The organism is Adhaeribacter rhizoryzae, assembly GCF_008629685.1.
GTDB classification, from domain to species: domain Bacteria; phylum Bacteroidota; class Bacteroidia; order Cytophagales; family Hymenobacteraceae; genus Adhaeribacter; species Adhaeribacter rhizoryzae.
Map to the genome: position 1 here is coordinate 56688 of NZ_VWSF01000024.1, position 19377 is coordinate 76064.

The following is a 19377-nucleotide window of genomic DNA, read 5'->3' on the forward strand; positions in this document are numbered from 1 at the left end:
TTAAGTCACCACTATGAGTCCAAAAGTTTTTGTAAAAGAGGAAAAAGCCCAGGTCCAGCCACCTACTTTAAAAGCGCCGGCATTCTCCGGTTCGTACAGCCGGTACCTGGTTAAATTCCAGTCTTTGATCGCCCTCTTTATTTTGTGCCTGATTATCAGTTTGCTTTCGGATAAATTTTTGACCGTGGCCAACGGCTGGAATGTAATGCGGCAGATTTCGGTGAATATTTGTATTTCCGTTGGTATGACCCTGGTGGTGCTTACGGCCGGCATCGATTTATCGGTGGGGTCGGTGCTGGCACTCTGTGGGGCTATTACCGCGGGCTTACTAAAGTTTGGAATTGAGTTGCCGTCGCAGGATTTATTTATTGGTTTTACTTTGCTCGGGGTGGTATTGGCCGGCCTGCTTACGGGTACTTTACTGGGCACTTTTAATGGCTGGACGATTACCCGGTTTAAGGTGCCGCCCTTTGTGGCTACCCTGGCGGTGCTTACCATTGCCCGGGGATTAACCATGCTGTATACGAAAGGTTTTCCTATTTCGGGGCTGGGCGCTGATTTTGCTTACATCGGTACGGGTTGGCTGCTGGGCATTCCGGTTCCGGTCTGGATATCGGGGATTATTGTGGGGCTGGCGGTTTTTTTAACGAACAAAACCCGGCTGGGCCGCTACATCTACGCCATTGGGGGCAACGAAAGCGCTGCCCGCCTCTCGGGGATTAACATCAGCAAAGTAAAAACTACGGTGTATGCCATTGCCGGCGGATTGGCGGCTATCGGGGGCATTATTGTTACTTCCCGCCTCGATTCGGCCCAGCCCAATGCCGGTATTAGCTACGAATTAGATGCGATTGCGGCGGTGGTTATTGGTGGCACGTCTTTGTCGGGTGGCCGGGGCAGTATCCTGGGCACGGTGCAGGGTGCCATTATTATTGGCGTACTGAATAACGGGCTGGTGTTGTTAAATGTGTCGCCGTTCTGGCAGCAAGTAGTGAAAGGCATGGTTATTTTACTGGCGGTAATTATTGATAAAGCCAATTCCAAGTCGGAATAATTTAGGCTTAATTTCTCTGAAATATTCTAAGGTCTGTAATTTTTCCGGCAGTACTATTTACTAAAATATAACCTGTTTATACTTTTAAAATTTAGTCCCAGGCAGCCCTGGCCGTGTGTTTTCACCGGCCAGCAATAAGGCTGAAGCTCAAGAATAGGCGGTGAAAACACCACCCATGGCGGCTAATAATAGAAGTTTAAGGAAACCACACCTGTCATTCAGGAGGAACCTATGAAGCAGATTTCCAAGTAGTTTCCTCCCGGAATCCTTGGATTCCCAGAATGACAGGTGTGGTTTCCTCAGCCTCAAACAAGGTAAGCAAGCAAAAATTGCGTAATAGCAGTTATTAAATCGGTTTAAAACCAAATACAATGAAAAGCTCCTATATCCTGGCCATCGACCAGGGCACCAGCAGTACCAAGTCCTTAGTATTCGATGCGGAAGGGAAAGTGGTGGCGCGGGGTTCCGAACCGTTGAGAACGCTTTATTCAGAAGGTGGGCACGTAGAGCAGCAGCCCGAAGAAATTTATCAAAACGTATTGCAATCGGTAACGCAATGCTTAGCTGAATTTACTTCTAAAGGGGAGGATTTAAAAAATATTCAGGCTATTGGTATTTCTAACCAGCGCGAGACTTTTGTGGTTTGGGACGAAACCGGAACGCCTTTATACAATGCCGTGGTGTGGCAATGCAAACGTTCTATTAGTATTTGTGAGCGGCTAAGCCAGGAAGGTTTAAACGAAACCGTAAGACAAAAAACCGGGTTAATAATTGATCCTTATTTTTCCGGGACTAAACTAATCTGGCTTTACGAAAATATTGTTCCCGTCCGGGAAGCCATAGATGCCGGTAAAGCCTATTTCGGCACCATAGATACCTGGCTGCTTTATAAACTGACAAATGGCAAAAGTTATTTAACCGATTACACCAACGCCTCGCGTACCCTGTTTTTTAATTTACACGACCTTTCCTGGGACCAGGGTTTATTGGCGCAGTTTGGGCTTTTCCGCCTGAATCTGCCCGAACCCAAACCATCCGCGGCTTTCTTCGGAGAAACCGATTTTGGCGGCTTATTGCCGGAACCGGTAAATATTACCGGCATAATCGGCGATTCGCACGCGGCAGCTTTTGGTGAAGGTTGTTTTGTACCCGGCACTGCCAAAGCCACCATGGGTACGGGTTCTTCTATTATGATGAACATCGGCGACAGTCCGAAGCCCTCGGGCCGGGGCATGATTACGACTATTTGCTGGAGTACCGAAGCGCGGGTAGATTATGCCCTGGAAGGCGTAATTGTGACCTGCGGCGCCACCATTGAGTGGCTGAAAAACGAGTTGGGACTATTAACCGATAGCCGGCAAACCGAAGCCATGGCGCAAGCGGTGCCGGATAATAACGGCGTTTACCTGGTGCCGGCTTTTAGCGGATTGGGCGCCCCGCATTGGGATATGAGCCGCAAAGCCTCCATTACGGGGCTTACTTTCGATTGTAATAAAAACCACATTGTAAGAGCCGCGCTGGAGTCTATTCCATACCAGATTAAAGATGTGATTCAGGCGATGGAACTGGATGCCGGCATTGATTTGGCCGCTCTAATGGTAGATGGTGGTATTACCGCTAATAATTTTGTAGTTCAGTTTCTCGCTGATTTACTGGAAAAACCAGTGGTAAAAATAGGAATGCCGGAGGTATCGGCACTGGGAGCAGCGTATTTAGCCGGATTAAAAGAGGGTATTTTTCAGAATATCCAACACTTAAAAACGCTTAATGCCATCAAAACCCAGGTCAACCCGGGCGAAAAGCAGCCCCAAGTGGAAAAATATTACCTGGGCTGGCAAAAGGCGGTGGGCAGCTCCTCTGCTGCAAACCCTAAACGGGAGATTATGACAGAACCAGCTTTGGTTAAGTAAAGATATTAAGCGTGCTCCAAAACAAAAATGCCCGGATTTCCGGGTATTTTTGGTTTAAAAACTTAAGAAACTAAAGTAATTGTTCTTAATTTATACCTATCGCCAGCGTCTCGCTGGTGAGGATTTCTGCCGGCCTCTGGCTGCTTATAATCAACATGGCTTAATATTGTGCACTAACAATAGCGGCCAGAGGCCGGAAAAAGAAGACACGGGCGAGGACGCCCGCGCCATATACTCTCCGATGCTTCACTGCCTCAAGCGCAGAACTGAAGTAATATAGGTGTTATTACCGGCTCAAAGGCATCCAAACCGACATTTCGGAATGACCGCGGTTACCCCAGGTGTAGTAGGGTACGAGTTTTATCTGGGTGGTCTTGTTTTCTTTAGAAACTTCTTTGTACAATTGGTTTGTCCAGTTGCCGGTTTGCACCAGTTTGGCCGTGCCTTCCAAACTTATTACGTCGCTGTTCTGGATTTTGGTTAATTTGGGGATGAGCTGAATATCGGCCGGAATGCTGACATTGAAAATATCCTGGCTACCCATATCTACCGATTCCACGCAATAAACGACGGGTCCGCGTTTTACGGCTACCTGGTTGCGGGTTTCTTCAACCAGCGGGTTTGCTTCAAATAATTTTACTTCCATGGGCAGTGTTAATTCTATTCTATCACCTTTTTTCCATTTGCCATTAAGTTCGGCGTATTCGCCGGCAGTTAATTTGGCTTGGGTATAAGGTTTGCCGTTCACTAATATTTTGGCGCCATTGGCCCAGCCCGGTATCCGCATAAACAGTGAGAATGCTTTATTCGGCACCTGATCCAGGTTTACTTTAATATTACCGTCCCAGGGGTAATTGGTTTCCTGGGTCAGTTTTACCACCGAGCCGTCTTTAAGTTTGGTGTCGAGGGTATTACCGCCGTACAGGTTAAAATAAATCCCTTTATCCGATGTGCTATAGGCGTAATTATTCAACTCCGCAATGGTGCGCACCACGTTGGGTGGGCAGCAATTAGATTTTTTAATATAGCCCACCCGATCTTTAGACCACCGCTGGCTAAAAGGTAGCTCATCGGAAAAACTTAGTGGGTTGGTGTATAAAAATTTGGTGCCATCGAGGCTAATACCCGACAAAACGCTGTTGTATAAGGCCAATTCCATTACATCCGTGTATTTGGCCTCGCCTGTTAGTTGCAGCATGCGCCAGTTCCAAAGCACATTACCAATATTGGCGCAGGTTTCGTTGTGGGCGGTTAAGTTGGGTAGCTGGTAATCGCGGCCGTAGGCCTGGTGCACTTTCTGGACGGTATCGGGTTTGTAAGCGGTACCATCCGGCGATACGCCATCGTACAGCGAGCCCGTAGCGCCGGTAACGTACATTTTCCGGTTCACCACGTCGTTCCACATCAAATCCAGCGTCGACAACAAGGTTTTGTCCCCGGTTTCGGCGTAAACATCGGCTACGCCGGCGAATAAATAATTGGCCCGTACGGCGTGGCCCGAAACTTTTTTCATGTCCCGGAACGGGATACGATCCTGGTTGTCGTCGGTGCCAATATCGCCGGCATGTCCGCGGATATCAATTAGTTTTTTTACCAGTTCTAAATATTTGGGGTCGCGGGTGGTGCGATACATTTCTACTACGCCCATGTAGTGCGAGGGGCAAATGGCATTCCGGGCATATTCCGGCGAAGCATTTTTGTAAAAGTTGTACAGGTAATCGGTGGCTTTTTTGGCTACGTCCAGGAAAGAGGTTTTGCCGGTGGCCCGGTAATGCACACAGGCGGCCGTCATGAGGTGCCCAAAGTTATAGGCTTCAAAAAGCAACTTATCCTGCTGTACCTTGGCTTCAGCCGATTGCGATCTTTCCTTAATAATAACCGGCGTATGCAGGTAACCATCGGCCCGCTGGGCTTTGGCCATTACCGCAATGCTCTGGTCCATGAGCTGGTTCAGTTTTTCGTCCTTCGTAACGGCGTAGGCGGCCGCTACCGATTCAAAAACTTTATAAAAATCACCGTCGTGAAAGGAGGGGCCGGTGTGGGCCCCCTTTTCCAAACCGGCGGCTATCTCAAAATTCCGGAAGGCGTGGCTGATTTCGGGGTCTTTGTAAATCCGCACAATATTAGGCACCATGGTTTCTTTGCACACCTGAAACCGCTCGGCCCAGAAACCTTTGGTCCAGGCCACATCATCCATATCCACGTTGCGTAACTGCGCATAAGGACTTTTGGAATTATTTAGCAGGCCTTTGTTCTGGGCCAGCATGTTTTTCTGGGGCAATAGGGCTCCCGAAATAGCCAAAAGCAGCAGGCGGAATGATTTATTCATAAGTCAGGAAAGTTAAAAACAAGTGGTGGCGAATAGGATTTAAGAATATTTTGCTAGTTAAACCCTAATTTATATATAAATATTAAATTTATAAAAGAATAAACAAAATATTCTACTGAGTGGCCTAAAAAATTGGATGTAATTTGTTTTGAATGGTTTATCCTGGTTGCTAGCTTATTGTGCCACCACTTCTTTATTTGCCAGCATTGCTTTCTTTTCAGCCCGGCGATTTTTCAGCCAGCCACTATACAGCAGGTTTCTATCCAGTACCGGTTTGGGAAAGAACAGGCTAGCCACATAACCCACGCCAATTACAATCAGATGACTGTAAACGCCCAACATGTATTTATGATGGGTAAAGTTATATGAGCCAAGGTCCAGTAGCAGAGATTTATTGGCACCAATACCAATTTCGGTAGATGATAAAAAAGCGTAGGCCGTAAACAGCACACAAACCAGGATGCCAATGTTTAGGCCTTGTTGGTTAGCCCGGGCGGAGAAAAGGCCCAACAGGAAAATACCCACAATTCCGCCGGAGAAGATTGCATACAGCGTAAATATCATGCTCAAAACACCTTCGTCGCCGGCCATTAAATAAAGAGAAGCAATTAAAATCGCCACAATGCCCGAAACTACTACCATCCATTTGCCGGCCCGCAGGTACTCTCTATCCGGACGATTAGGTCTGATTTTTTTGTAATAATCTTCAACACCAACGGCAGCTAAACAATTTAAATCAGCGCTTAAGCTGCAAACAGCGGCCGAAATCATGGAAGCCAGGAGCAAACCTACAACGCCCACGGGTAGCTTAGTCATGATAAAATAAGGGAAAACCGCTTCGGCCTTAATGCCAGCTGGTAAAGGTTGTTGCTGATAGTAAACAAATAAAGCCGTACCAATCAGCATAAACATGGTCCAGATAGGTACGGTAAGCAATATGCCAAGCAAAGAAGCCCGAATGGCAGATTTATCGGTTTTTGCGGTTAAATACCGCTGCACCACGGTTTGGTCGGTGCCGTATTTCTGAATGGCATAAAAAGCGCCGTTTATGGCCATTACGGCAAAAGTAAGCCGGGTAAAATCAAGGTCATAAGGGCCAAAACCAGTACGTCCGTTTTCCTGGGCAATTTGCCAAACCGTAGCCGGACCACCCTCTACCGAGAAAACCAGAATACTTAAACAAACAATGCCGCTGCCAAACAGCATAAATCCCTGCAGCACATCGAGCCAGATGGCCGCTTCAATACCACCCAATAAAGTTAATAAAATGATTACTGCCCCTACTACCGAAATCACCAACAGGGTGTTGGCCCCAATCATGTTATTTAAAGCCAGTGCCAATAGGTAAAAAACAGTACCCATAGAAGAAAACTGGCGGAGCACAAAGCCAAAGGAACTGTAATACCGGGCAAAGGCTCCAAAGCGTTTTTCGAAATATTCGTAAGTGCTTAAGCCTATTACCCGGCGATAAAGCGGCACAATAAACCAGATGGTACCTAATAATACGATTGGCACCATTAAGCCCTGCACCAGTAAAATCCAATTAGAGGAATAACCGGTGCCGGGATAAGCCAGAAATGTTACACTGCTGATTAAGGTTGCTAGTAAAGACAAACCAATGGCCCAGGAAGGAATATTGCCGTTGGCCGCAAAGTAGGTCTGGGTAGTTTTTTGTTTCCGGGCAAATCGCAAACCAAAATATAGCGATACGACCAGGAAAAGAAGAATAATGAGGTAATCCAGGAAATGTAAGGTGGCGGTGGTGGTCATAGGTGTGGTGGTTGGGGTATTATTTGAAGTTCCAGACGGTAGGTGGCCAATCGTAACTGCCGGGCTTAAGGGTAAGGTGCAGGTTTGGCAAGTCTGCTACCTGCATCCGGATGACGCCGGGAGCGAGTTCCTGCTGCGGATAAAACCGGTAGAAACCCAGCCGCTTAAATATTGCTGCCGCCGTTGAACCGCCTTCTAAATAAAGTTCTGCTAATCCAATCTGCTTAAAAACTTCTTGTACCGCTTGCCCCATTATTTCCCGGAGGGTTGCGGCATTAACTGGTATTTTGGCGGTGGTGTCGGGAGCAATGGCCAAAATTGCCCGGTTATGCTGTTGGATTAATGAAATAATTTCTTCAACCCATTTTTTTACCTGCTCCTCAGAAATATTGGGTTCTATTAATAATTCTTGCGGCAAATAACTTACTGGCCCACCTCTGGCTTGTACCGCCTTAACCAAAGCTCGGCTTTTGGCAAAAGTGCTGCCGCAAACAAATAGAGCCGGCTTTTCCGGATTAAAGGATAAATTAGTGGTAGGCTCAATTGCTACGTAACCTTTTGCTTCCAGGAGCGCTGTAAAAAAGCCAGAAGCCCCGGCCAAAGCAGTTTCGTTGTCTAGGCTTTGCACCCAGGCTTTTAAATCATTTGCAGAGCTCACCTCTCCCACAATGATTCCGGATTCCGGCAGCGGTTGGTTATGGCTTTGTACTTTTACTACTTCATTTCCAAACTGCAAAATACTATCTACCTGCGAGGAAGTAAGGGGGAATTCAGGGTCCTGGGAAAAACTGCTCTGGTGAATCGGAATACCTTGTAAATAATAAATGCCATTGGTGATGGTCCGCCCCAAAGCCGGATTAGCCGGAACCAACAGGGCTCTTTGGAGATTGAGTGCCCGCATTTGGGCCTTTATTTCGGGTAGCACATGGCCTCGCAGCACCGAATCCATTTTTTTATAAATCAGCTCCGGTTTTAAGGGCAGCAATGCCCGTATTACCTGTTCCGTTTCCTTTTCGGCGGCCTCTTTCGGTTTAGAGCGGGAATCGGTAGAAATAATTAACAGGTCGGCCACTGTTTGGGCATTTACCTGGGTGCATATTTCTACCCTGAGGTTGTAGCGCAACCCGATACCTCCCAATTCGGCGGCCCCCGTTAAATCATCGGCTACAACGGCTATCATTCCGAAACAGGAGCTGGCTGGGGCACTTTGTTACGGGCGAGCTGTACCGCCGATTCGATGGCCAGTACCATGGCATCGGGACTGGCAACGCCTTTACCGGCAATTTCAAAGGCCGTTCCGTGGTCAACCGAGGTTCGGATAATGGGTAAGCCCATAGTAATATTGACGCCTTTCACGCTGTCCATCTGTTTTTTCTGGGCGTTCCACTTAAAGCCGGAGAGTTTAAACGGAATGTGGCCCTGGTCGTGGTACATGGCAACTACGCCGCCGTAATAGCCGGTGGCCGCTTTGGCAAACATGGTATCGGCCGGTACGGGCCCTTCCACATCGTAGCCCCGGCGTAAAGCTTCCTGTACGGCGGGCAATATTTCGGCATCGTCTTCAGTACCAAACAGGCCGGAGTCGCCGGCGTGCGGGTTCAGACCGGCAATGCCAATTTTAAGATTCGTTTCGCCTAACTGCTGCATACCCAGGTGCAGCAAATCAACCACTTCCAGAATGCGCTCTTGCTTTACCAAATCGCAGGCCTGGCGCAATGAAACGTGGGTCGAAACGTGAATCACTTTCATGTTCTCTTCTACCAGCAGCATCGCGTATTTACGGGTACCGGTATAATGAGCGTAAATCTCGGTGTGGCCCGCAAAGTGGTGGCCCGCTTCGTTGATTGATTTTTTGTTGATGGGTCCGGTTACAGTGGCATCTATTTCTCCGGCTAGGGCCAAATCTATCACCTTTTTCACAGCCTCAAAAGAAGCATTCCCGGCCATAGCCGATATTTCGCCAAAGGTTAGTTGCGCCAGGTTTACATTCTGCAAATCCAGTACATCGGGTTCTCCAAATTTAAACTGGGCGGCCTGCACTTCCGAGACCACATTTATTTGGGCCTTTAAACCCAGTTTTTCGATTATCTGGTTAAAAACAGCGGCATCGCCCACCAATAAGGGCCGGCAAATAGCGTAAATATTTTCGTCCAGGAGAGCTTTAATGGCGATTTCCGGACCAATGCTGGCCGGGTCGCCCATGGTAATTCCGATGATGGGTTTGTTAGACATGTACTTGGAGGGTTTGGATGTTCATTTCTTCTTCGGTTAATAAGGCATAAAAATTCTGCCGTAACTGGTCAGCTTCCTGGCCGGATAATGGTTGGAGCGGCGGCATCATGTAGGGTTGGCAGAGGTTCACTTCCTGCATCAGCGTTTTCAGGGCCCATAAAGATTCGCCGAGGGTGCGGCCGGACTGGTATAGGTCACCCATCCGATCGGAGAGTTTCTGGAGTGCAAAAGCTTCTTCTCGGTTGCCCGACTGTACGGCCTGTACCATTTGGCGGTAAAGCCTTGGATGCAAATTGCCGGTACTGGGTACCAGGCCGTCGCTGCCATTAAATAAGGCCTCGGCCGACTGCCCAATCCACCCTAAAAAATGGCTGAAATCCTGGCGGTTTGCCCATAAGGTCAGGGATTCCTGCAACCGTGCTTCATTGCGTTCCGAATCTTTGGTGCCCACTATATTTTCGTGGTAACTTAATTCTTCAATCAGTTGCGGCGGGATAGAATAGTGCGTGGTAGCAGGAATATTATAAATAATTAACGGTCCTGGAATTTGATTGGCCAGTTGCTCGTAATATTTCTTCACCTGATTTTCCGTGAGGGGATAATAAGAGGGAAGGTGAGCCGCTACTACATCTACGCCGGCGTCAAAGCAATATTTAGCCAGATCCACCGATTCGGTCAGGCAGTTAGAGGCAATGCCGCTGTATAGCATATCGCCCGGTTGCTTGAGCTTGCCAGCCAGTTGAATAAATTCCTTTTTCAGGTTTAATGGCAAAGAGGCCGCCTCCCCGGTAGTACCCATAATAAAAGGCATGGCTTCGTGCCGGCGAAGGTGATTGAATATTTTTTCTACGGCTTCGGTATCCAGTTGGAGATTTTCTCTAAGCGGGGTTATGGTCGGGACGATTACGCCCTGGTATTTTTTATGCTGTTTCATCGGTTTTTTAATAAGCAGCCTGGTAAATATTTAGGGCATCTTCCAAAGAGATTGGCCGGGGATTATTTTTAAGCAAGCGGGTAATTTTCAGGGCATCGGCGGCCATCCCGGGAATAGCAGATTCGGGAATATTTACTTCCCGGAGCCGGGCCGGAATGCCGCATGCTTTTATCAGGTGCCGGATTTTATCTATTCCTTTGCGGGCGGTTTCTTCGTCGGTATGGCCCGGCGGGCAACCCAAAGCCTGGGCTACTTCGGCATAACGCCGGGGAGCGGCCGGTAAATTAAATTCCATTACGAAAGGCAGCAACAAAGCATTGGAAAGGCCATGCGGTAAATGAAAAGTGCTACCCAATGGGTAGGAAAGGGCGTGTACCCCGGCGGTATTTACCGGGCCTAAGCAAAAGCCTCCTAACAAACTACCCATGGCTACCTGGCTGCGGGCTTCCTCGTCGGTGCCATCCTGCACGGCTTTTACGAGGTGCGCGGCAATCAGGCGCATGCCTTCGTAGGCGTACATATCAATAAAAGGATGGGCAAATTTATTTGTGTAGGCTTCCAGGCAATGCGTAAGGGCATCGAGGCCGGTAGCAGCAGTAATCTGGGGTGGCACGCTCATGGTCAGCAGCGGATCTACGTATACCACATCCGGTACCAGGTAAGGGCTGATGATGCCTTTTTTCTGATTATCCGCATCGTCCACCAGGATAGCATTCGGCGAAACTTCGCTGCCGGTGCCGGAAGTAGCCGGCATACAGATTAATTTTTTGCTTCTTCCTTTTAGTAAACCTATGCCAATAATTTCGGCTAAGGTTTGGGTATTATCGAGCTGAGCGGCTACCAGTTTAGCCACATCCAGCACGCTGCCACCACCAATACCTACCACCACATCCGGATTGATTTGCCTGGCTGCCCGCAATAAATTTTCGAAATCGGCAAAGGAAGGTTCCTGCACAATAGACGTATCCACAGATACAGTTTTACCTTGGCCTTCTAGGTTATGGATAAGGTCCTGGAGCTTGGGCAGCAAAGGCTCAATGGTTAAAATAAATACCTTGGGTAAATTGAAGTTTAATATTTCCTCGGCCAGGTTATTTAAAGTTCCTTTACTAAAAACCAATTTCCCGGGAAAGTGGATGGATAAAGGCAGCGTAGCAGTTGTCATGTATATTATTTTTTTGTTGTTCCGTCAGGAAGTTTACTTTTTAATAGAGGCCGTTTTTGCGTAAGACTGCAGGAGTTTGGTCACCGCTTCGTCGCCCAAAATGGCGTAAGCTGGCCGGGTATGCGCCGCATTAAACACGCGCAGCACTTCTGGCTTTTCTACAGTTACAAAGCTTTCATCAATTTCGCCTTGCGCGTTGGTTATGTTGGCTAAGGAAAGTTTCAGGTGCTGCGCCAGGAACGGGTAAACGCCTTTGCGTTTGTTGATGCCGTAATTATGGCCTTCGGTGGGGAGGTGATGATTTTGCACCAGCTTCTCTTTGCCGTACAAGCGGTATACATTGCGGATGTAAGGATATTCCACTTCAGGCGTGTTGCTCGTCCAGTCTTTACCATCCGATACCAGCAGCATCGGGCGGGGAGCCGCCAAAGCGGCAATCTCAACATTGCTGGTTTGGTGGTCGGGGCTTTTATGAATCGGCATGCCGCTTTCGCACACGCAGCCGCCAAAATGGTACGCCGAAACCATAACTACCGGCACCGAAACCGCTATTCTTTTATCCAAAGCGGTTAATAAAAAAGTTTGGGTGCCGCCGCCGGATTCGCCGGTTATACCAATCCGTTTTGGATCTACGTTGGGCAACGACAGCAGGAAATCGATGGCCCGGCGGCTGTTATGGGTTTGCAGTTGTAATGCGTAAGGGTGTTTATGAATGGTCTGATCCGAATCGCCGGTACCCACCATGTCGTAGGCCAGGACAATGGCGCCCATGCGGGCCAGGGCAGCACAACGTTTCTGCACATCTTCGCCGAAGCGCGGGTTGGTGCCGTGACCGTGGGGCGATAAAATAGCGGCATAGGATTTTTGCGGCTCCAATGGCCGGTATAAATTGCCGGTTACAAAAAAGCCGGGTATACTTTCGAAGGCAATATTTTCGACGGTGTACCCATCGTAAGTACGTTTGCTGTGGATGATTGGCTTTAACGGGGTATTGGTGGGCAGGCCTTCCAGATTTGCTCCTTCCCAGATACCGCGCCGGATTCGGTCGGCTCTTTTCTCCCAGCCTTTCCGGTTGGTGTAGGTAGCCGCAAATTTTTCCAGTGCCGCTTTCCCTTCCGCTTCGGTGTAATAGCGCCCCTGGCAAAGCAGCGATTGGTCAAAAGCCTGGGCCTTTAAATCTACACTCAACAGTAGACCGACTACCCAAAAGGCCCATCCGAAAACAAGTTTGAAGGTACTTTTCATGTTTGTTTTTAATCCTGGTTTTGATTTTTTACTAGCTATATTTTATTCTGAAGCTATTTAGTATAACTGTTTCGAACAGAACCAGGTGCCATTGGTGGTGTTATCACCATAGCCGTCAGGCTAAGAAAAAACGAATCACTACATACACCTTTTACCAATCTTCTTGGCTTTAAATTGCCCCTGACTTTAGTCAGGGGTGCCAAATATTTCCGGGAAATGCCCTTAAAACCCGGAGCTAAAGCACCCGGGCAATTCAATGCAATGCTTAGCCTGACGGCTATGGTGTTATCACCCCACAAGAGCAACGCTTTCATCCAACTTCTAAAATTTTAAAAAGCTTCTCTCTTTAATTTCCAAAACAAACCTCTTTTATGATTACTATTTATTTCAGTTTCGTTTCAGGTTGGCATCCAGTTTATACCGTTGGCCTTTCTTCGTTTTAAAGCGGATGGTTTTGTCGCCATAACGAAGCTGGCAAGGTGCACCGGCTTTGGAAAGCACTTCCAGCGCCTGGAGTTTGCCGTTATTCCACTTTAGGTTCAGGTCGAAACCACCGCGGGCACAGATGCCGTTTATTTCGCCGATGGGCAGTTCGGAGGGTAAGGCCGGCAATAAATCTATAATACCCGTATGGCTTTGCACCAGCATTTCGCCAATGCCGGCTGCCCCGCCGAAATTGCCGTCGATCTGGAAAGGCGGGTGGGCATCGAAGAGATTCACGTAAGAACCGCCACCTTTGGCCGCGGGGCTGATAAGCATTTTCACCATTTTGTAAGCATGGTTGCCGTCTTTAAACCGGGCCCAGAAATTTATTTTCCAGGCCAGGCTCCAGCCGGTGCCTTCATCGCCCCGGAATATTAGCGACTGGCGCGCGGCTTTCATTAAATCCGGAGTCTGGTCCCAATTAATTTCGTTGCCCGGATGCACCCCCCAAAGGTGCGATACGTGGCGGTGCTTATTTTTTGGGTCGTCTACATCTTCGAGCCACTCCTGCAACTGCCCGTGTTTCCCGATTTGGTTAGGCGCAATCTGGCTGTATTTCGTTTTTAAAGAATCCCGTAGGCTTTTATCCATTTTCAATATTTCGCTGGCCTGGATGGTACTTTGGAATAGCGCCCGGATTAGCTGGTGATCCATAGTAGGTCCGGCTACCAGGCCGCCTTGTTCCGGGGAATTGGAAGGCGTGCTGATGAGCCAGCCGGTTTTAGGGTCTTTTACCAGGAAATTATTGAAAAAACGCGCCGCCTCTTTCATAATGGGGTAAGCTTCCTGCTTCAGAAATTCCTGGTCCTGGGCATACAAATAGCGCTCCCACAAATGCTGACTGAGCCAGGCCCCGCCGGTAACCCAAATGCCGTGATTAGAAGCATTGATAGGAGCGGTGCCCCGCCACAAATCGGTGTTGTGGTGTAAAACCCAGCCGGGCGCATTGTAATGTATTTTAGCGGTTTGTCTACCGGCCTCGGCCAGCTCCGCAATCATCCCGAACAGAGGCTCATGCAGTGGCGATAAGTTTAAAGCTTCGGCCGGCCAGTAGTTCATTTCGGCGTTGATGTTGGTGGTATATTTACTGCCCCAGGGTGGCGTGAGTAAATCGTTCCAGATGCCCTGCAGGTTAGCAGGCTGCGAACCGGGCCGGGAACTCGAAATGAGTAAATAGCGGCCGTATTGCAGGTACAGCGCCGTTAAAGCTGGGTCTGCCGAGTTGGCAAATTGCTCGATCCGTTTGTCGGTGGGCAGCTTTTCGTTCTCACTCCGGCCTAAATTAATGGTAAGCGTGTTAAAATAACTTTGGTACTCCCGGATATGCGCCTGCCGGATTTGCTCATAATTTTTCCCCTGAATGGAAGCGAGCGCCGATTTGCAAGCTGCCGCCGGATCACCCGTAATATCTTTATAATTTTTGTAGTTCGTACCGGCCGTCAGGTACAAGGTCACAGCATCGGCGTTGCTAACGGTTATTTTATCTTCCGTTACATTGGCCTGGCCCTTTGTGGTAACCACCCTTAAGTAACTTTCTCCTTTTAAAGCGCCATTCCGGACTTGCAAGTTCAGGGCAAGGGTATGGTTATCCAGCCGGCGGGTAGCGGATTTTTTATGGGGGCTGCTCAGGCTGGTCTGGAAGCTGAGGCTGCCGGGTTTGCTGGCGGTGAGATGGATGGCAATTACCTGGTTGGGCTGGCTGACCAAATATTCGCGGGTAAATTGTACGTTGCCAACGGTGTAAGTGGTCCGGGAAATTGCCTGGGTCAGGTCCAGTTCGCGGCGGTAGTTTTGGGCATTGTCGTGGCCCGAAAAATTTAAATATAAATCGCCGAAAGGCTGGTAATCGGCCTGGAAGCGGGGCACGGCCGGCGGTTCGTCGTTCTGGATTTTGTACTTCCAGGTTTTAACCAAAGAAATTCCTTTTGGGGCAGATTCACCTTCGGGATAAACGGCAATGGGACGGGAGGTATCTTTGTAACCCGCAATACCGCCTTTGGCGAAATAATTGAGAACCTGAATGGCCAAAATATTCTTACCCGGCTGCAGCACCTCTTTCGGAATAATATATTTCCGGCTTTCGGTGCCATCGGTCGTACCTACTAATTTTCCATTTACATAAGTAAAGTCCTGGTCGCGGATGCGGTTTAAATCCAATACCAGGTTTTTTCCTTTCCAGTTAGTTGGTAAATCAAAACTGGTCCGGAACCAAACGGCTCCGTCCAGGCCTTCCAGGCCGGCACTTTCCCAGCCTTCGTAAGTAGGCACTTCAAAGGTTTTCCACTGGCTATCGTCGTAATTAGCTAAGGCCGGATTACTATCCAGGCCTTTTAAGGCCCGCATTTCACGAAACCAAACTTCCCGCTGGCCTTCGCTGCTTTTCAGGCCCATAAATTTTTCTGTTGCCAGCTTTTCCGCTTCCGCTTGCTTGCTTTCGGCTAATAATTTTCGGATTTCCGGTAAATAGGCGGCGGCTCCTTCGCGGTTGTGATTGCGGGGTTCTCCGGTCCAGAGGGTTTCTTCGTTAAACTGAATTCTGTCCTGGGCTACGCCGGCAAAAACCATCGCGCCTAAACGGCCATTGCCAATGGGTAGCGCATCGGTCCATTTAACGGCGGGCTGGGTATACCAAAGTTTTAAATCCGGCTTTTGGGTTTGCTGGCTAAAACCGCTCGCCAAGGTAAAGACGGAAAGAAAAAAGGTTAGAATACCTGATTTTTTTAGTTTGGTCATGGGTGGTGGCGGATATTTGAGTATAGTTTAGTTTTTGGGTTTTGGCAACTTTATAAGTTAGTTTCGGTGGTGAATTTCAATGGTGTAAATCAACCACCCCCAACCCCTCCTCATCTGAGGCGGGGAGCTTTCCGATACCTTGGTGAAATAGTAATTCTACCTTTGGGTTCTTAACTTTTATTCAACAGCAACTTTAGAGGCGCTCATTTTAGGTGAATCGGTTACCTCTTTATCTTTTAACACTGGCGTTTTTACGTGCCGGAAATTATTTCCTTCCAGGGTAATGCTTTTGGTTTTATCACCGGCCAGTTGTAAGAATATTTCGGTACCGGGCCGCGGAGAAGAATTATAGATAAAAGCATCCGCCACATTGGTTAATTTAATTACCGGGATGCCCGGTTGGGGCGAATAAGTTTTTACCCCTTCGATCTGGATATTATTAACGTTTTCAGCGGTTATGGCCGGCCCCGTGGCAGCATTTACCTGTACATTATGAAACTCAATATTTTTTGCTTCTTTAATGGTGAAGCCGGTTTTGGCTTGAATATTCAGGTTGCTGAAAGTAATATTTTCAATCGGCATTTCGGCTAAACCGTTCAGGAAGGCGGCCTGGTTGCCCTCGGCAGTAATATCGCTGAAGTGAATATTCCGGAACCGTGGAGTTCGTTCCGATACTGGCTCGGGTTGGGTTTTGGCGTACTGCAAATCCAGCACAATGGCCTGCTCCCGAATATTTTTCATGATGATGTTGTCTACCCGGATTTCTTCTACTATGCCGCCGCGACCCCTGGCCGATTTAATTCGGATGCCCCGGTCGGTTCCGTCGAAAATACAGTTTGAGATGGTTATTTTGCGTACATCACCCGACATTTCACTGCCAATCACTACCCCGCCGTGGCCCGAAAGCATGGTGCAGTTGGTAATGGTATAGTTTTCGGCGGGTGCTGCCATTTTGCGGCCGGCCCGGTCTTTACCCGATTTAATGGTAATACAATCGTCGCCGACGCTGATGTGGCAATTAGAAATATGCACGTTTTTGCAGGACTCCGGGTTAATGCCGTCGGTATTGGGCGAAGGCGGATTGTTAATGGTAACACCCGTGATGGTTACATTCTCGCAGAATTCGGGGTTCACGGTCCAGAAAGGAGAGTTGATGATGGTGATACCTTCGATGAGGATATTTTTGCAGGACATAAACTGAATAAAGGGCGGCCGCAAGAAACCCCGCTCAATTACGCCGGGCAGGTCGGGCCGCAAAATATCCTGGTTCAGCCGGTGAAATTCTTTTTGCCACTTCGAATCATTGCTTTTCCGGGATTCACCTTCGGCAAAGTCCCACCATTTTTTACCCTGACCATCGATGGTTCCCCGGCCCCGGATGGTAATATTTTCGGCTTTGTTGGCGTAAAACAAAGGCGAAAAACTGGTTACGTCAATGCCTTCGTAGCGCGATGGAACCATGGGCAGGTAATTGTCAAAATTATCGCTGAACTTGACATGGGCGCCGGCATCAATAAAAATGGTAATATTACTTTTCAGGTGTATGGGGCCCGTCAGGTATTCGCCGGCCGGGAAATAAATCGTACCGCCGCCTTTGGCCGAAGCGGCCGCAATGGCTTTTTTAATGGCTTCGGTTGCTATTTTGCTGCCGTTATTTTTGGCGCCGTAGTCGAGCACATTGTAGTAAATATTGTTTTTTACGGGCGTTTTCCAGGCAGTAAAAGCTATGGTGCAAAGTATAAGCAGAGATAAAATATTGATGCTGCTGAATCTCATGAGGTAGAATTTAATGCGTATAATAAATATTGCTTCAAAAACAGTAGAGGCTTAAAAGCAGGGAAATTTAACTTGCCTGCCGGGGTAGTTTGGCTTGAATAGGAGCCAGTTTTTTAGCGATGTGAATTTGCTTGCCGTTGGCAAAAATTCGGAAGCCTTTGCCTTTACCGTATTTTTTACCGGTTTTGTCCCACAGAATCGTAATTATTTGGTTGTGGTATTTTACATTATCGAGGCAGAACCAATCCCATTTTCCTTCCGGAATTAAAGGTTTAACTTCCAGAATATTGTCTTCCCGGGGCTTCAGGCCCACCAGGTCGTTTATTATCAGGTCGCAAAAGCCGGAGTGGTTGTAGTAGCTGCTGCGGGGGTTATCGCCTTTTAACCAATAACCGGTGGTTTCGTCCTGGTATTCGCCCAGGTATGGCTTGCCGTTTTTCTGGTGTGATAGGGCATACGTCCGGAGCGTCTGGAAATAATGCTCTTTCGTCTGGTCGTGGCGCTGGTAATTATTTAGTAAGTTGGCTAAACCTTTCAGGGTTTGGGTAGAGGCAAAGGGCCAAATCGGACCATCCCACTCGCAACCGTGTCCAGAACCACGGGTCTGGAAAGTTGGGTCGCGCCGCTCGGCGGTGGTTAAGCCCCACGGCGAAGAGAAACCTTCAGGGTCGGTGATCTGCTCCCAGGCTTTGGCGTATTTAGGCGAATCGTCGGGCAGGTTAAAATACCACGGAATATACCCGATGGCCTCGCGAGCTGGATGCAAACCGCCTTTCTCCAGCTTGGTTTTAAAGAAATTATCCTCTTCATCCCAGAGCTGCGTTAACACCACCGATTTTACCTGTTTTGCTTTGTCGGCGTAAGCTTTGGCCATTTCGGGCTGGCCAGCGATGGTGGCAATGCGGTTCATGGCCTGGGCGTAACCGTACATGTAACTGTTAATGGTTGGGCGGGCATTTTTATCTTTGCGCGAGCCACTCATCGATTCTTCCATGCCATCACGCACGTCAAATTGCCAGTAAAGTCCGTTGCCCAGGCTCTTTTCCTGATCCCAGATTTTGTAATCAGCATCCAGATCAGCTACCAGCGAGAGGAGAAACTTTTTGTCCTGGTTAACCAGGTAGCGGTTGTAAACAGCATCGCCCACCCAACTACTAAACTGGTGGAAACGGGGCTTGGGTTGGTTTTTATCGCCGGTAAACCAGAAGTGGGTGTACTGGTCGATATATTCCGAATTGTGGAGCCAGCGCCCTTCGTAAATATGGTGGCCCAAGGCGCAGGAAATGGAATTGTGTTTGCCGGCGTGCCCTACCGGGGTAATAAATTCGGTAAAGATAAAACCGTCCGGCGTTTGTTTCAGGTGTTTCCGGAAACTCCACCAGCGGTAATAATAAGTGGCTTCCATTACCGAATCCGGACTCTCGAACAAGGGAATATTTTGGGAAAGCCAGCCGATAGCTTGAGCATTAGGAACAAAGTTTTTTACCTCCTCCGGCTCCATCTGATTAAAATAATTAACGTGCTGTTGGAGTTTATCGGTTTTTAAAACCTTACCCTGGGCCAGGAGCAAAGTGGGGCCGGCTAAAAGTTTAACCAATATTAGAAGTGAGCAAAACAAAAATAATTTTATGCGCAACTGTATCATTCGTGGTGGATAAAGATACTATTTGGTTTAAAACTGATTTTATTTCTAACGCTTTTTAAGCAAGTTAAAAGTTTAAATATAAATATAAATTTCAATAATAA

Annotated in this window: 12 protein-coding genes; 2 read left to right on the forward strand and 10 right to left on the reverse strand. The window is 48.2% G+C overall.

The genetic code is table 11. The features are described 5' to 3' along the window. The first annotated feature begins 13 nt into the window (after positions 1–13). The gene (locus F0145_RS21805; protein WP_150091973.1) at positions 14–1054 is read left to right on the forward strand and encodes an ABC transporter permease subunit; all 1041 of its coding nucleotides are present in this window, start codon (positions 14–16) and stop codon (positions 1052–1054) included. A 371-nt stretch (positions 1055–1425) separates the two neighbouring features. Next, positions 1426–2964 (forward strand): FGGY family carbohydrate kinase, encoded by a 1539-nt coding sequence (locus F0145_RS21810; RefSeq protein ID WP_150091975.1) that lies wholly within the window; start codon positions 1426–1428, stop codon positions 2962–2964. Positions 2965–3250: 286 nt separating this feature from the next. Here F0145_RS21810 and F0145_RS21815 read toward each other — a convergent pair whose 3' ends face one another. The 10 genes from F0145_RS21815 to F0145_RS21860 form a co-directional block, all read right to left on the reverse strand. Continuing rightward, complete coding sequence (locus F0145_RS21815; protein WP_150091977.1) at positions 3251–5293, reverse strand: aceric acid hydrolase; 2043 nt, start codon at positions 5291–5293, stop codon at positions 3251–3253. A 174-nt stretch (positions 5294–5467) separates the two neighbouring features. Further along, positions 5468–7063, reverse strand: a complete 1596-nt coding sequence (locus F0145_RS21820) for a sodium:solute symporter (protein ID WP_150091979.1) — start codon at positions 7061–7063, stop codon at positions 5468–5470. Positions 7064–7082: 19 nt separating this feature from the next. Next, positions 7083–8243, reverse strand: a complete 1161-nt coding sequence (locus F0145_RS21825; protein WP_150091981.1) for a four-carbon acid sugar kinase family protein — start codon at positions 8241–8243, stop codon at positions 7083–7085. Then, positions 8240–9295 carry a 4-hydroxythreonine-4-phosphate dehydrogenase PdxA gene (gene pdxA / locus F0145_RS21830; protein WP_150091983.1) on the reverse strand — a complete coding sequence of 352 codons (1056 nt, stop codon included), beginning with the start codon at positions 9293–9295 and terminating at the stop codon, positions 8240–8242. Before pdxA ends, F0145_RS21825 begins: the two co-directional genes overlap by 4 nt. Further along, positions 9288–10229, reverse strand: a complete 942-nt coding sequence (locus F0145_RS21835) for a dihydrodipicolinate synthase family protein (RefSeq protein WP_150091985.1) — start codon at positions 10227–10229, stop codon at positions 9288–9290. The genes pdxA and F0145_RS21835 overlap by 8 nt, the downstream gene beginning before the upstream one ends. A gap of 7 nt (positions 10230–10236) precedes the next feature. Continuing rightward, positions 10237–11394, reverse strand: coding sequence for an iron-containing alcohol dehydrogenase (locus F0145_RS21840; RefSeq protein ID WP_150091988.1), 1158 nt, complete (start codon positions 11392–11394; stop codon positions 10237–10239). A 33-nt stretch (positions 11395–11427) separates the two neighbouring features. Beyond that, complete coding sequence (locus tag F0145_RS21845) at positions 11428–12639, reverse strand: alpha/beta hydrolase family protein (protein WP_150091990.1); 1212 nt, start codon at positions 12637–12639, stop codon at positions 11428–11430. Positions 12640–13026: 387 nt separating this feature from the next. Continuing rightward, positions 13027–15855 carry a glycoside hydrolase family 95 protein gene (locus tag F0145_RS21850; RefSeq protein WP_150091992.1) on the reverse strand — a complete coding sequence of 943 codons (2829 nt, stop codon included), beginning with the start codon at positions 15853–15855 and terminating at the stop codon, positions 13027–13029. Between the two features lie 177 nt (positions 15856–16032). Beyond that, on the reverse strand, positions 16033–17631 hold the full coding sequence (locus F0145_RS21855; protein WP_150091994.1) for a glycoside hydrolase family 28 protein: 1599 nt from the start codon (positions 17629–17631) through the stop codon (positions 16033–16035). Between the two features lie 67 nt (positions 17632–17698). Continuing rightward, positions 17699–19276 (reverse strand): MGH1-like glycoside hydrolase domain-containing protein, encoded by a 1578-nt coding sequence (locus F0145_RS21860; protein ID WP_150091996.1) that lies wholly within the window; start codon positions 19274–19276, stop codon positions 17699–17701. Positions 19277–19377: the final 101 nt, after the last annotated feature.

Coding starts and splice junctions, on each gene's coding strand:
- F0145_RS21805 (WP_150091973.1), top strand. CDS start 14: ATGAGTCCAAAAGTTTTTGTAAAAGAGGAAAAAGCCCAGGTCCAGCCA.
- F0145_RS21810 (WP_150091975.1), top strand. CDS start 1,426: ATGAAAAGCTCCTATATCCTGGCCATCGACCAGGGCACCAGCAGTACC.
- F0145_RS21815 (WP_150091977.1), bottom strand. CDS start 5,293: ATGAATAAATCATTCCGCCTGCTGCTTTTGGCTATTTCGGGAGCCCTA.
- F0145_RS21820 (WP_150091979.1), bottom strand. CDS start 7,063: ATGACCACCACCGCCACCTTACATTTCCTGGATTACCTCATTATTCTT.
- F0145_RS21825 (WP_150091981.1), bottom strand. CDS start 8,243: ATGATAGCCGTTGTAGCCGATGATTTAACGGGGGCCGCCGAATTGGGA.
- pdxA (WP_150091983.1), bottom strand. CDS start 9,295: ATGTCTAACAAACCCATCATCGGAATTACCATGGGCGACCCGGCCAGC.
- F0145_RS21835 (WP_150091985.1), bottom strand. CDS start 10,229: ATGAAACAGCATAAAAAATACCAGGGCGTAATCGTCCCGACCATAACC.
- F0145_RS21840 (WP_150091988.1), bottom strand. CDS start 11,394: ATGACAACTGCTACGCTGCCTTTATCCATCCACTTTCCCGGGAAATTG.
- F0145_RS21845 (WP_150091990.1), bottom strand. CDS start 12,639: ATGAAAAGTACCTTCAAACTTGTTTTCGGATGGGCCTTTTGGGTAGTC.
- F0145_RS21850 (WP_150091992.1), bottom strand. CDS start 15,855: ATGACCAAACTAAAAAAATCAGGTATTCTAACCTTTTTTCTTTCCGTC.
- F0145_RS21855 (WP_150091994.1), bottom strand. CDS start 17,631: ATGAGATTCAGCAGCATCAATATTTTATCTCTGCTTATACTTTGCACC.
- F0145_RS21860 (WP_150091996.1), bottom strand. CDS start 19,276: ATGATACAGTTGCGCATAAAATTATTTTTGTTTTGCTCACTTCTAATA.